Origin of the sequence: Pseudomonas sp. SC3(2021) (assembly GCF_019856535.1) — a bacterium.
GTDB classification, from domain to species: Bacteria; Pseudomonadota; Gammaproteobacteria; order Pseudomonadales; family Pseudomonadaceae; genus Aquipseudomonas; species Aquipseudomonas monsensis.
This window is the reverse complement of sequence record NZ_CP082236.1, coordinates 832,184-845,294: the sequence shown is the minus strand read 5'-3', so window position 1 is coordinate 845,294 and position 13,111 is coordinate 832,184. Positions and strand designations below refer to the sequence as shown.

10 protein-coding genes are annotated in these 13,111 nt (G+C 62.0%); 8 read left to right on the top strand and 2 right to left on the bottom strand.

Annotation, left to right across the window (positions count from 1 at the left end):
- Positions 1-138 precede the first annotated feature (138 nt).
- Entirely contained in the window at positions 139-1,086 is a 948-nt protein-coding gene (locus K5Y35_RS03890) for a LysR family transcriptional regulator (protein WP_222833709.1), read from the bottom strand.
- Positions 1,087-1,235: 149 nt separating this feature from the next.
- On the opposite strand from K5Y35_RS03890, the gene K5Y35_RS03885 reads away from it, so the two are divergent.
- Positions 1,236-2,762, top strand: a complete 1,527-nt coding sequence (locus K5Y35_RS03885) for a CoA-acylating methylmalonate-semialdehyde dehydrogenase (protein ID WP_123464406.1) — start codon at positions 1,236-1,238, stop codon at positions 2,760-2,762.
- A 9-nt stretch (positions 2,763-2,771) separates the two neighbouring features.
- Positions 2,772-3,659: a 3-hydroxyisobutyrate dehydrogenase gene (gene mmsB, locus K5Y35_RS03880; protein WP_128614874.1), complete on the top strand. Its 888-nt coding sequence runs from the start codon at positions 2,772-2,774 to the stop codon at positions 3,657-3,659.
- A 248-nt stretch (positions 3,660-3,907) separates the two neighbouring features.
- On the opposite strand, the gene K5Y35_RS03875 is transcribed toward mmsB, so the two are convergent.
- A complete protein-coding gene (locus K5Y35_RS03875) occupies positions 3,908-4,252 on the bottom strand; it encodes a cupin domain-containing protein (protein ID WP_003177747.1) in 345 nt (114 codons plus the stop codon).
- A 523-nt stretch (positions 4,253-4,775) separates the two neighbouring features.
- On the opposite strand from K5Y35_RS03875, the gene K5Y35_RS03870 reads away from it, so the two are divergent.
- From K5Y35_RS03870 to K5Y35_RS03845, 6 genes are read left to right on the top strand one after another with little or no spacing between them, the layout of a single operon-like run.
- Positions 4,776-5,345 (top strand): acyl carrier protein, encoded by a 570-nt coding sequence (locus K5Y35_RS03870; RefSeq protein WP_186746345.1) that lies wholly within the window; start codon positions 4,776-4,778, stop codon positions 5,343-5,345.
- Positions 5,346-5,353: 8 nt separating this feature from the next.
- Complete coding sequence (locus K5Y35_RS03865; protein ID WP_222833708.1) at positions 5,354-6,628, top strand: beta-ketoacyl-[acyl-carrier-protein] synthase family protein; 1,275 nt, start codon at positions 5,354-5,356, stop codon at positions 6,626-6,628.
- A gap of 1 nt (position 6,629) precedes the next feature.
- Positions 6,630-7,688 carry a beta-ketoacyl synthase gene (locus tag K5Y35_RS03860; protein ID WP_123464414.1) on the top strand — a complete coding sequence of 353 codons (1,059 nt, stop codon included), beginning with the start codon at positions 6,630-6,632 and terminating at the stop codon, positions 7,686-7,688.
- Positions 7,685-8,980, top strand: coding sequence for a beta-ketoacyl-[acyl-carrier-protein] synthase family protein (locus K5Y35_RS03855; protein ID WP_123464416.1), 1,296 nt, complete (start codon positions 7,685-7,687; stop codon positions 8,978-8,980). The genes K5Y35_RS03860 and K5Y35_RS03855 overlap by 4 nt, the downstream gene beginning before the upstream one ends.
- Complete coding sequence (locus K5Y35_RS03850) at positions 8,977-10,185, top strand: beta-ketoacyl synthase N-terminal-like domain-containing protein (protein WP_123464418.1); 1,209 nt, start codon at positions 8,977-8,979, stop codon at positions 10,183-10,185. Before K5Y35_RS03855 ends, K5Y35_RS03850 begins: the two co-directional genes overlap by 4 nt.
- Before the next feature lie 54 nt (positions 10,186-10,239).
- On the top strand, positions 10,240-13,110 hold the full coding sequence (locus K5Y35_RS03845; protein WP_222833707.1) for an aminotransferase class III-fold pyridoxal phosphate-dependent enzyme: 2,871 nt from the start codon (positions 10,240-10,242) through the stop codon (positions 13,108-13,110).
- Position 13,111: the final 1 nt, after the last annotated feature.

Sequence of the window (13,111 nt, the reverse complement as noted above, 5' to 3'; positions counted from 1 at the left end):
CAGAGGCTGCTTGAGTGGTTTGATTTCATTGCGGGGGGCGGAAGTGCAGGGGGGACCGGTTGCGTATCAAGCAGGGATACAAACGACTGAAGGCTGTAGAGCACGTTACGAATCCGCAGCCTTATTCCTTGAAAGTTTTTAGTCAGCGAACTGCATGTCGCGGGTCTGTCCCATCAGCAGACCCTGATTACGCTCGGTCACCTCACGGATGTAGTCCCACAACAAGGTGATCCGTTTCAACTTGCGCAGGTCCTCCCGGCAGTACATCCAGAACTGCCGGGTGATGTCGATCTCTTCGGGCAGCACCGGCAACAGGCGTGGATCCTGCGCGGCGAGGAAGCACGGCAGAATCGCCAGTGAACGCCCTTGCTGCGCCGCGACGAATTGCGCGATCACGCTGGTGCTGCGCAGATGTGCGCTGGCGCCGGGCAGCACATTTGCCAGGTACAGCAGCTCCGAGCTGAACGCCAGGTCATCCACATAACTGATGAATTGATGCTTGCCCAAGTCTGCCGGGCGGCGGATCGGTGGATGTTTGTCGAGGTAGTCCTGGGTTGCATAGAGCTGCAAGCGGTAGTCGCAGAGTTTGCAGCACACGTACGGCCCGTGCTCCGGGCGCTCCAGGGCGATGACGATGTCGGCTTCGCGTTTGGACAGGCTGATGAAGTGCGGCAGCGGCAGGATGTCCACCGAGATCGCCGGGTAGGCGTCGACGAAGTGGCTCAGCTGCGGGGTGATGAAAAAGCTGCCGAAACCTTCGGTGCAGCCCATGCGTACGTGCCCCGACAGCGCCACGCCGGAACCGGACACCTGCTCGCAGGCCATGTGCAGCGTGCTTTCAATCGACTCGGCATACCCCAGCAGCCGCTGGCCTTCGGCGGTCAGCACAAAACCGCTGGTGCGCGATTTTTCGAACAGCAGCGTACCCAATGCGGCTTCCAGCGAACTGATGCGCCGCGACACCGTGGTGTAGTCGACCGCCAGGCGCTTGGCCGCAGTGCTGGCCTTGCGGGTGCGGGCGACTTCGAGGAAAAACTTGAGGTCGTCCCAATTCAGGGAACCGAGTGAGGTGATGTTTTTTTGCATGATGGACGGGCTTATATGTGCGTTCTTATTAGAAGTTTGCACATCTATACTCCAAAAACAGTCCGACAACCAATTCGTGACACACGCCTCATCTCAAGGCGAACCTTTCGCCTTGGCTCCTACGATAAAAACAAGTTTCGGAGACCAGCATGAACGCATCGCTTACGCCCAATGAAACCACGGTCCAGAAGGTCAAGCTGCTGATCGACGGCGAGTGGGTCGAATCGCAGACCACCGAGTGGCACGACATCGTCAACCCGGCGACCCAGCAAGTGCTGGCCAAAGTGCCGTTCGCCACCGCGGCTGAAGTCGATGCCGCCATCAGTGCCGCACACCGCGCGTTCCAGACCTGGAAACTGACGCCGATCGGTGCACGCATGCGCATCATGCTCAAGCTGCAGGCGCTGATTCGTGAGCATTCCAAACGCATCGCCGTCGTCCTGAGTGCCGAGCAGGGCAAGACCATTGCCGATGCCGAGGGTGATATTTTCCGAGGCCTGGAAGTGGTCGAGCATGCGTGCTCCATCGGCACCCTGCAAATGGGCGAGTTCGCCGAAAACGTTGCCGGCGGCGTCGATACCTACACCTTGCGTCAGCCAATCGGCGTGTGCGCCGGCATCACCCCGTTCAACTTCCCGGCGATGATTCCGCTGTGGATGTTCCCGATGGCCATCGCCTGCGGCAACACCTTCGTCTTGAAACCTTCGGAACAGGATCCGCTGTCGACCATGCTGCTGGTCGAGTTGGCGATCGAGGCCGGCGTTCCGGCCGGCGTGCTCAATGTGGTGCACGGCGGCAAGGATGTGGTCGATGCCTTGTGCACCCACAAGGACATCAAAGCGGTATCGTTCGTCGGTTCGACCGCGGTCGGTACCCACGTCTATGACCTGGCCGGCAAGCACGGCAAACGCGTGCAGTCGATGATGGGCGCGAAGAACCACGCCGTGGTACTGCCGGATGCCAATCGCGAACAAGCGCTGAATGCGCTGGTCGGCGCCGGTTTCGGTGCGGCCGGGCAACGTTGCATGGCCACCTCGGTGGTGGTGCTGGTCGGTGCGGCGAAACAATGGCTGCCGGACCTGAAAGCGCTGGCGCAGAAACTCAAGGTCAACGCCGGCAGTGAGCCGGGCACCGATGTCGGCCCGGTGATCTCGAAGAAAGCCAAGGCGCGGATTCTCGAGCTGATCGAAAGCGGCATCAAGGAAGGCGCCAAGCTGGAACTGGACGGTCGCGACATCAAGGTGCCGGGCTACGAGCAAGGCAACTTTGTCGGCCCGACCCTGTTCTCGGGGGTGAAGACTGACATGCAGATCTACACCCAGGAAATCTTCGGTCCGGTACTGGTGGTGCTGGAAGTCGACACCCTCGATCAGGCCATCGCGCTGGTCAACGCCAACCCGTTCGGCAACGGCACGGGTCTGTTCACCCAGAGCGGTGCAGCGGCGCGCAAATTCCAGAGTGAAATCGACGTCGGCCAGGTCGGCATCAACATCCCGATTCCAGTGCCGGTGCCATTCTTCAGTTTCACCGGTTCGCGCGGTTCGAAACTTGGCGACCTTGGCCCGTACGGCAAGCAAGTGGTGCAGTTCTACACCCAGACCAAAACGGTCACGGCGCGCTGGTTCGATGACGACAGCGTCAACGACGGCGTCAACACCACCATCAACCTGCGCTGAGGACTGGCCATGAAAATCGCATTTATCGGGCTGGGCAACATGGGCGCGCCGATGGCGCGCAACCTGATCAAGGCCGGCCACTCGCTGAACCTGGTCGACCTGAACAAGACCGTGCTGGCGGAACTTGAACAACTGGGCGGCAGCATTCGCGCTTCGGCGCGGGAAGCCGCCGAGGATGCCGAACTGGTGATCACCATGCTGCCGGCCGCTGTGCATGTACGCAGCGTCTGGCTCGGTGAGGATGGTGTGCTTGCCGGTATCGGCAAAGGCGTACCGGCGGTGGATTGCAGCACCATTGATCCGCAGACCGCCCGCGATGTCGCCGCTGCCGCAGCCAAACAAGGCGTGGCAATGGCTGACGCGCCGGTCTCCGGCGGCACCGGTGGGGCGACGGCTGGCACGCTGACCTTTATGGTCGGCGCCACGCCGGAGCTGTTCGCCACCCTGCAACCGGTGCTGGCGCAGATGGGTCGCAACATTGTGCATTGCGGTGAAGTCGGCACCGGGCAAATCGCCAAGATCTGCAACAACCTGCTGCTGGCGATCTCGATGGTCGGCGTCAGTGAAGCGATGGCGCTGGGCGATGCACTGGGGATCGACACCTCGGTGCTGGCCGGGATCATCAACAGCTCGACCGGGCGTTGCTGGAGTTCGGAAATGTACAACCCTTGGCCGGGCATCGTCGAAACGGCACCGGCCTCGCGCGGGTATACCGGTGGGTTTGGTGCCGAGTTGATGCTCAAGGATCTGGGGCTGGCGACCGAAGCGGCGCGTCAGGCGCACCAACCGGTCATGCTCGGCGCGGTGGCGCAGCAGTTGTATCAGGCGATGAGTCAGCGCGGCGAGGGCGGCAAGGACTTCTCGGCGATCATTAACAGCTATCGTAAACCGCAATAGTTTGCCGCGGCTTTGGTGGTGAGGGCGCTTTGTGGCGAGGGGATTTATCCCCGCTGGGTCGCAAGGCGATCCCCTGCGTACTGTCAGTCAAATCGGCTATTCAGGTTTGGCGACTGCTGCGCAGCCGAGCGGGGATAAATCCCCTCGCCACAGGTTCTCTATTGCCACAGCGTCCACAAGGCCAGGCAGTCAGAATGCAGCAGGTGTTGCCGGGAAATCACGTCGGGTGATCTCCCGGCTTTTTTGCATCAGGCGAACACGAAATACTTGCGCACGGTCTCGACCACTTCCCACGTGCCTTTCATCCCCGGCTCTACCACAAAGATGTCGCCAGCACGCAAGTGGATCGGCGCCATGCCATCCGGGGTGATCACGCAGTAGCCTTCCTGGAAATGGCAGTACTCCCACTTCACGTAATCGACGCGCCACTTGCCCGGTGTGCAAATCCAGGTGCCCATGATCTTGCTGCCGTCTTCGCTGGTGTAGGCGTTGAGGTTGACGGTGTGTGGGTCGCCTTCGAGTTTTTCCCATTTGCAGGCATCGAGTACCGGCAGCGGGTGGGTGTCGCGCAGAACGGTGATGGGGGCGGTCATGTGTCGGCTCCAGACAAGGCGATGAAACGGAAGCAGCACCGTATAGCGCCACGCTCTATGTCAGATGTCTGTGCTCGACATTCAGTTATCCATAAACGCTGCCTCAGGTTTACTCACAACCTGAATAAACCTTCCTGTGAACTCAATTAACAGCAGTATTGATCCAGGACAAAGGTTATGAAGTTATAACTAATTTACTTCTCCGGTATTTTTCTTTTCTTACGTCAGTGCCACCTCGTTAAGTTGTTCTCGAGACTTCTTTCGCATGAGGGCGCGGGCGCTTCACCATACCCCGTCTTTGTTAAGTAAATATGTCGCTCGTCATGCTGCTCTGCACCAATGGGGCGCGGTGGTTGCGGGACTTCGTACGCTTTTCCCAAGTTGTAAAAAAACCTTGAATAGTTCGTTGACTCTCCCCTTAAGGGCAGAGTTTAGATTGCCGCCGCGTAAGAAGTTGCTGTGGGAAAAGTTACTTCTCATAAGCCGAAATCATGAAGTAGTCACGACATATAGGGAGATAGAAATGAACAATCCATTGGACTTGGAACATGTCATTGCCAGCACTCGCGAAATCCTCGCTCAGCTGTTGGTGATGGGCGCCGATGAAATTGATGAACACAGCAGTATCGTCGAAGACCTCGGTGCCGACTCGCTCGACATCGTCGACCTGAGTTTCCAGCTGGGCCGCCAGTACGGCTGCACGCTGCCAAAAACCAGCGTACTGGACCACGCCGTGGCGGTGTGCGGCGACGCCAGCGAATTTCTCGCCAGCGGCCGTATCACCGAAAGCGGCAAGGCCCTGCTCGAGCAAAGCCTGAGTGCCTACACCCCGGATCAACTGAAGGCTGGCATGCAGCCAGCTCAGGTCTTCGCCGCGACCACCGTGCGCAACTGGGCCAACCAGTGCCGCAACCTCTTCAACTACCTGCCGGCCACCTGCCCGGATTGCGGCGCTCACCAGGCCGTGCTGAACGAGCGTCAGCAAGTGGTCTGTGGTGCGTGCAGTGCACGTCTGGTGCCGGCGGATGGTGACGAAGTGTCCCGTCAACTGGTCGAGCAGTTTGTCGCCACTCACGTCAAAGAGACGGTGTAGGAGTTCTCATGCGGGCACGAGAAGTCTATGTGAGCGGGTTCGGTCTGGTTGCGCCCATGGCGCTGGACGCTGCCACGTTGTTCGAGCGGATTTGCCGGAAGCAATCCTGTGTCCGCGAACATCCCCGGTTCAGGGCGCTGGGTTTTGCCAACAGCGCAGCGGGGTTTATCGACGACGCGCAGTGGCAGCAGATCGGCGCGGGTTTCGGCGGCAACGTGGCGCTGCACCCACGGCAAAGCGTGCTGGCCGAGTACGTGGCCCGTCAGGCACTGGAACATGCCGGTCTGACGCCGGCGGATTTTGCCCACAGTCGCAGCGGCCTGTTTCTGGGGGCCAACAAGTACTGTGCCGACAGCCATGACTTGCAGCGGGTCAGCCGTTGCATGGACCCGGCCGGCCGCGTTGACCTCGATCAGCTGCTGGACAACCCGGCCCCGTCGAGCGCGAGGTTCGTGCGGCGGGTCGACCAACAGACCCAGCATCTGGCCGACCGGCTCGGTATCCGCGATCACATCTCCACTCACTCCGATGCCTGCGCCGCCGGCACCATGGCCATCGGCAGTGCTTACCGGGCCATCGAGCGCGGCGAGATCGACGTGGCTCTTTGCGGTGCCGTCGAACTGATGGCCAACGAATTGCCTTATTACATGTTCAACAGCCTTGGGGCGCTGTGTCAGGCCGATCTGCCCGCGAGTGAGCAAAGTCGCCCGTTCATGCCGGACCGCAGTGGTTTTGTACTCAGCGAAGGTTCGGCGATGGTCGTGCTTGAATCCGCCGCGCACGCCCAGCGGCGCAAGGCCGCGCCACTGGGGCGGGTGCTGGGTTACGCGAATGTCTGCGAGGCCCAGAAGATGACGTCCAGTAGCCGCGACGGCAGCAAATACGAGGAATGCATGGAAGCTGCAATCGAAGATGCCGGGCTGCTGCGCAGTGCCGTGCAACACGTCAACACCCACGGCACCTCCACTCAGGCCAACGACAGTTGTGAAGCGCTGGCGCTGCAACGGTTGTTCGGTGGATGCCAGGACTTCATGACCTTCACCGCGAACAAGTCCGCCATCGGCCACTCTCTGGCCGGCAGCGGTGCGATCGAAGCGGTGCTGTCGCTGATCAGTCTGCGCGAGGGGGTGCTGCTGCCAACCCTGAACTATCAGCATGAGCGTAGCGAATACCCGTCGCTGAAATTCCTGAGCGAACCGGCGCGGCAGCCGATCAGCGTGGTGATGTCCAATTCGTTCGGCTTCGGCGGCATCAACAGCTCGCTGGTTCTGGGGAGGGCATGACATGAACCGAGCCATCTATATCAATGCCGCTGCCGTGCTGAACGCGGCCGGCAGCGAATGCGCCGACTTGCTTGGCACCCCGCCGGCAGCCCAGCCACTGGCCTTTGACCCTCGGCGCCAGGCATTCGCCTTGCCGACGCCGCGTCTGGCCAGTGACCTGTTCGACCGCAAAATCCAGCGCAGCGTTGAGCCGCAGGGGTTGCGGCTGCTGCATTGCACCGCGCGGCTGGCGCCAGCGCTGGCGGCACTGCAATTGCCCGCGTCGCGCATCGCCCTGACGGCGGCCATTCCGGAAGTCGACGCCCCGAGCCCTTGCTGGGACGCGGTGCAAGCGATCATCGAGCAGCCGCAAAAACAGCTTGTGCAACTGCTGGCCAATACGCCGCCGCTGCACGCGCTGACCCTGCTCAACAGCAGCGTTATGGCTTACGTCGCCGAAGCGCTGAATTGCCATGGGCCGATGGGCGGTTTCTGTTCTCAGGACAACGCCGGGCTCGATGCGCTGATCGAAGCCTGCCAGCAGATCGGCGAACGCCGTGCCGATGCGGCGCTGGTGGTCAGCAGCAGTCCGAACCTGACGCCGGCGCTGTACCTGCGGGACTCCGATCCGGCAGGCGAACCGGTTTTCGGTGAAGGCGCAGCGGCTTTGCTGCTGGCCGCGACCCCGCCTGCGGGCGCGACACAGATACTGCGCGTGGCCGGTTTTGCCCGCGGCTACAGCGCCGATCCGCAGCGCGCTGCTGCGGTCGGTCAACGTGTGATCGAACAGGCCCTGAGTCGCGAGAAGCTGCGTCTGGGCGACGTCGAGCACCTCGTCGGCAACGGTGATGACGCTCAATTGATGAGCGTGCTCCAAGCCTCCCGGCACGGCCTGCGCCACACGCGGGTCTTCACCGGTGAGTTGGGCGCCAGCGGCCTGTTGACCGATGTCGCCCTGACGTTGCACCTCAGCCGTGAAGCGGCCGCGACGCCGGGCTACACGTTGCTTGTCAGCCACACCCGCGCCGGTCACTGGGGCGCGTTGCTGTTGGCCAGTGAAACCATGGAGAAGCACGCATGAGTGCGACACGGATTGTGATCACCGGAATGGGCGCCGTCACCGGCTTCGGTTTCGAATGGCAGACCCTCTGGGAAAAAATGCTCGGCGCCGAACATTGTGTGCGGCCGTGGCAACCCGATGACGTGGACGACGGGACATTTGCCGTGCGCTATGCCGCGCCTGTCGACATGCGCCTGATGCCGGAAAAACTGCAAGACCACCCGGCCTGGACGTTGCCCCTGGAAAAGCGCAGCCGCTTTGGCTGGGTGGCTGCCACCCAGGCGGTCAGCGACAGCGGCCTGCAGCCAGAGCAGTTGCGCGGCGCGGCGGTGTTGTGTGCCTCGGGTGCACCGCAGCACATGCTCGCCGACATGCTGTTGACCGAGTCGCCGCAGGGCGGTGTGCCGGGCTGGCAGCATTTGATGTCGCGATCGGCCCAGGTCAGTGCCGAAGGTTCGCTGCGTCAGAGCAATGACCGGCTGGCGCGTGTGATCGCCGACGATCTGGGGTGTGAAGGACCGGTGATCAACATCAGCAGTGCCTGCGCCGGTGCTTCTCAGGCCATCGGCAATGCCTTTCAGATGATTCGACGTGGCGAAGTCAGCGTGGCGCTGGCCGGCGGTGCCGATTCGGTGCTCAACCTGGACACCATGGCCGCGCTGTACCTGCTCGGCGCCGCCTCGGGCGAACAACGCTGGGGCGCCGATCTGTGCCGGCCGTTCGACCGCGACCGCAGCGGCTTGATTGCCGGTGAGGGCGGTGGTTTTGTCGTCCTCGAAAGCCTCGAGCATGCCCTGGCCCGTGGCGCGACGCCCTATGCCGAAGTGCTGGGTTTCGGCAGCAGCCTGGATGCCTACAAGGTCACCGCGCCACAACCGCAAGGACGCGGCGCCGCACTGGCGATGCAGGCCGCGCTGGACGACGCCGGCCTGCGCGCACAGCAGATCGACCTGATCAATGCCCACGGTACCTCGACCCCGCTCAACGATGTTGCCGAAACCCTGGCGATCAAGAGCGTATTCGCCGAACAGCAGCATTATCGGGCGTTGGCGGTCAGCGCCAACAAATCGCAATTCGGCCATCTGATTGCGGCCGCCGGTGCGCCGGAATGCATCGTCACTGCGCTGGCCTGCCTGAATGACCAGATCACGCCAACGGTGAACCGGCATACCGCCGATGAACAGTGCGATCTGGATTATTGCCCCGGTCAGGCTGTCAGCCGTCGGGTTGATTACGCGCTGAGCAATTCCTTCGGATTCGGTGGCCTCAACACCTCGCTGGCCCTTGGCAAATATCGGGAGCACGGACAATGACTCATGCCACCGCGCGTATCGCCATTGCCGGTAGCGGCTGTGTGTTGCCCAGCGGTTGGGGCGTCGACCGATTGTGGTCGGCGGCCCTTGAAGGTCGCAGCGCGATCTCGCCCCTGCAATCGTCGCTGTTGCACAGTGAGCGGGTCGTCGCATTCGGCCACGTCAGCGATGCGGCGCACCAACGCAGTCGCCAGGACGTCGCGCAAAACCTGCAGCGTTACTGCCCGCCGGCGGTGATCTGGGGTGTCAGCGCGGTGCGTCAGGCGTTGGCGCAAGCCGGACTCGAGCCGGGTGCCAGCGACGTGCGTTTCGGTCTCTATTGCTGTCAGGGCGGCTACACCCATCCATCGCTGACGTCCTACGGCGAACTGCTGCAAGAATGTCAGACCGAGAACGGTGCCGACATGCGACGCCTCGCCCAACGGGTGTTGCAGGAGCGTGCGCTCGATCCGTTTCTGGTGCTCAAAAGCCTGAGCAACGGTTTGCTCGGCGTGGTCAGTCTGGCGCTGAAACTGGAGTGCGAGTGCAACGCCTACATGCAAGGCGTGGCCGGTAATCTGGCGGCACTGCGCGAAGCCTGCGCGGCGCTGCACAGTGGCCGCATTGATGCGGCGATTGTGGTGGGTGCCGGCAGTGAGCTCGATCCGCTGGCGCTGGCTGCCCTGGCCGAGGCCGGTGTGATCAGCACCGACGGTTCGCAGCACCTGCGCGCATTCGATCGCCAGGGACACGGCGGCATTGTCGGCGAAGGCGCTGCGGCCGTGGTGCTGCGACGTGCCGATGACCTGCCGGCCGGGCCGCAGACCTGTCTGACAGGGCTCTTTGCGCACCCACGCCTGGACTCGTTGAACCTGCCGGACAAACAGGTTGATCTGCTGATCAGCAGCGCCACCGGTGACCCGCAAAAGGACGCCGACCTGGCCCGCACACTGGCGCGAACCGGTGCCGCGCACATCACCAGCAGCACGCCGCTGACCGGCATTCTCAGTGGTGCGCCGAGCCTGGTGGATCTGATTCTCGCCCGGCAAACCCTGCAGGCGCAAAGCGTCGCGCCGATCATCGGTCTTGAGCAACCGGTGGACCCGCATCTGCCGTTTGTCATGGCGCAGCCGCGCGATGCCGTGCTGCACGATTGCCTGGTCATCAACCGCGACGACAACGGCTTCAGCGCCTGTTTTCAACTGGAATTTCACGCGGCCGACTGACTGTCCGGACGCAACGCAGCGCATCTGATTTTTCACTCAAGGGATATAACTGTCATGGATTATCGCGATTACGTACGGCCGAAATTCGTTGAACTGATGCAGGCCCTGGGCCTGGAGTGCCAGTTCCATCGTGCGCTCGGCAGCAAACTGTTTTACCGCGACAAGCAGGGTGCAGAGGTGACCGTCACCGACTTCCTCGGCGGTTACGGGGCCGCGCTGTATGGCCACAACGATCCGCAATTCGTCGATCAGCTCTGCGGCCTGTTGCGTGCCGATGTGCCGTTCAACGCGCAGATGTCGGTGCGCGGTGCCGCCGGCCAGTTGGGGCGCGAACTCAGTGAGGCGTTCAACCGTGAGCTGAACAATAACGAACGCTACATTTCGACCTTCTCCAACAGCGGCGCCGAGTCGGTGGAAATCGCCGTCAAGCACGCCGAATACCGTCGTCAGAAAAACCTGCAGAAGCAATTCGACGAGCGCGATTTCGCCCTCGCCAATCTGGTTGCCAGCGACAAGGCTTATGTCGAACTGGACATCGACGATCTCGATTTGCCTGCGGGCCTGCTGCCGCAGAATCTGTCCTGCGTCACCGTGCGCCAAGTGGCCGAAGCGGTGCGTCAGCACAACCTGGCGCAGTTGCATGTCGAGCCGGTGTTCCTGGCTGTGCGCGGCAGCTTCCACGGCAAACTGGTGAACACCGTTCAGTTGACCTATGGCAAGCAGTACCGCAAGCCGTTCGCCCGTTTCGGTCTCAACGTCGAGTTCATCGACCCGCAGCAGCCGCAGCAATTGCAAGAACTGCCGGCCCGGCATATCCGTCACTGGCTGAGCCTGGAATGGAGCGGTGAAACCCTGCAGGTACGGCGCGAGGCGTTCAGCGCGATCACCGCAGTCCTGCTCGAACCGATCCAGGGCGAAGGCGGCATCAACGAGTTCGCCGGCGAGTTTTACCTGGGCCTGCGCCGCCTGTGCAACGAGCAGCAGTGCCCGTTGATCATCGACGAAGTGCAATCGGGTTTCGGCCGCACCGGCACCTTGCTCGGCGCCAGCCATTTCAACTTGCAGGGCGATTACTACTGCCTGTCGAAAGCCCTGGGCGGTGGCCTGATGAAAATCGCCGCGACGGTGATCCGCGCCAGCCACTACGAAAACGATTTCAGCTACATCCACAGCTCGACCTTCGCCGAAGACGATGCGTCCTGCCATATCGCCCTGTCGGCCCTGCGCCGTTTGTTTGAGAACGACAGCGCGATGCTCAAGGACGTGAACAAAAAGGGCGAATACCTCAAATCTTCGTTGCTGGAACTCAAGGCGGCCTATCCGGACGTCATCGCCGACGTGCGCGGCCGCGGCTTGCTGCTGGGTTTCGAACTGCACGACCTGACCGGCACCAGCTCACTGGTTCAGGCATCGGCGCAGTACAACGACGCGCTGGGCTACATCATCGCCGGCTACCTGCTGCAATTCGAATCCCTGCGCGTGGCGCCGTCGGGCAGTAACGCCAATGTGATCCGTCTGGAACCGCCGGTGTGCATCACCTTTGCGGAAATTGACGGGTTGATCGCTTCCCTGCAAAAAGTCTGCGACATGCTGCGCCGCCGCGATGCCTTCCCGCTGGCCGCCGGTGTGTGTGCCGACAGCATCGCTGACGTGCCAGCGCGCGAGGTCAGCTTCAAGGAGACCGAAACCCGCCCAAAGTCTGACGAGAACGTGCGCGTGGTGGCTCGCGTGGCGTTCATCAACCATTTGATCGATTCGGACATGCTCAGCGATGTCGATCCTTCGCTGTCGACCCTGAGCGCTGAACAGAAGCGCGAGTTCATCAAACGCATGGCCCCCGAGCGCCGTGCCGCGCCGATCGGCCCGGTGCAGATTCGCTCGAAACTCGGCACGGCGGTGGAGTTCACCTTGTACCCGCTGTGCATGGACTCCGATGCGATGGCTGCGTATATCGCCAGCGGTGATCTGCAAACCATCCGCGAAGAGGTTGGAAATCGCATCAAGGATGCCCGCGCCGATGGCTACAGCGTCGCCGGTCTGGGCATGTACACCTCGATCGTGACCAACAACTGCCAGGCGCTGCAGATTCCTGACATGGCGCTGACTTCCGGCAATGCACTGACCATCGGCATGGGCCTGGAAGCCATCGAACAGGGCTGCAAGCAACAGGGCCTTGAGCTGGGCGAGCAGACTGCAGCGGTAGTCGGCGCTGCCGGCAACATCGCTTCGACCTATGCCTCGTTGTTGTCGACCAGTGTCGAGCACCTGATCCTTATCGGCAGCGGTCGCGACGGTTCGCTGCGCCGTCTGGAGAAAACCGCTCAACAGATCTACGCCGAAGCCGCCCGGGCGATCCTCAAGGGTGTCGCCGAACACGATCGTCTCGCCCGGCGCTTGCAGCAAATCGACGGTATCGAAGCGCTGCTGCAGGTCCATGGCAACAGTGCCGACCTCGGTCAACGCGTGGCGAAGCTGGTTGAAGAACGCCTGGGCGCCAACGCCTTTATCACGGTCAGCAACGATCTTGAGGTGTTGAAGCAAGCGCGCATCGTGCTCTGCGCGGCGAACGCACCGCAGCCGTTTCTCTTTGCCGAGCACTTCGCCGAAAACAGCGTGATCTGCGACATCGCCGTGCCGCTGAACGTTGACCAGAACCTCGCCAGCCAGCGCGCCGACGTGCTCTACATGCATGGCGGCATCGTGCAGACGCCACTGGGCGATGGCCTGGAGAAAAACGTCCGCGCCTACCTCAAGCAAGGTCAGCTGTATGCGTGCATGGCCGAGTCGGTGTTGATGGGCCTGTCCGGAATGAAGCAGCACTACTCCTACGGCGATATCAGCCGCGAGCAAGTGCAGCAGATTCGTGCACTGGCCGCGACCCACGGCTTCAGCCTCGCCCAGTTCAAAACCGACAACTCGCTTTAAG

What these genes read in the sequence shown, in the direction of transcription:
- K5Y35_RS03890 (WP_222833709.1), bottom strand. Translation starts at nt 1,086, where the DNA reads ATGCAAAAAAACATCACCTCACTCGGTTCCCTGAATTGGGACGACCTC.
- K5Y35_RS03885 (WP_123464406.1), top strand. Translation starts at nt 1,236, where the DNA reads ATGAACGCATCGCTTACGCCCAATGAAACCACGGTCCAGAAGGTCAAG.
- mmsB (WP_128614874.1), top strand. Translation starts at nt 2,772, where the DNA reads ATGAAAATCGCATTTATCGGGCTGGGCAACATGGGCGCGCCGATGGCG.
- K5Y35_RS03875 (WP_003177747.1), bottom strand. Translation starts at nt 4,252, where the DNA reads ATGACCGCCCCCATCACCGTTCTGCGCGACACCCACCCGCTGCCGGTA.
- K5Y35_RS03870 (WP_186746345.1), top strand. Translation starts at nt 4,776, where the DNA reads ATGAACAATCCATTGGACTTGGAACATGTCATTGCCAGCACTCGCGAA.
- K5Y35_RS03865 (WP_222833708.1), top strand. Translation starts at nt 5,354, where the DNA reads ATGCGGGCACGAGAAGTCTATGTGAGCGGGTTCGGTCTGGTTGCGCCC.
- K5Y35_RS03860 (WP_123464414.1), top strand. Translation starts at nt 6,630, where the DNA reads ATGAACCGAGCCATCTATATCAATGCCGCTGCCGTGCTGAACGCGGCC.
- K5Y35_RS03855 (WP_123464416.1), top strand. Translation starts at nt 7,685, where the DNA reads ATGAGTGCGACACGGATTGTGATCACCGGAATGGGCGCCGTCACCGGC.
- K5Y35_RS03850 (WP_123464418.1), top strand. Translation starts at nt 8,977, where the DNA reads ATGACTCATGCCACCGCGCGTATCGCCATTGCCGGTAGCGGCTGTGTG.
- K5Y35_RS03845 (WP_222833707.1), top strand. Translation starts at nt 10,240, where the DNA reads ATGGATTATCGCGATTACGTACGGCCGAAATTCGTTGAACTGATGCAG.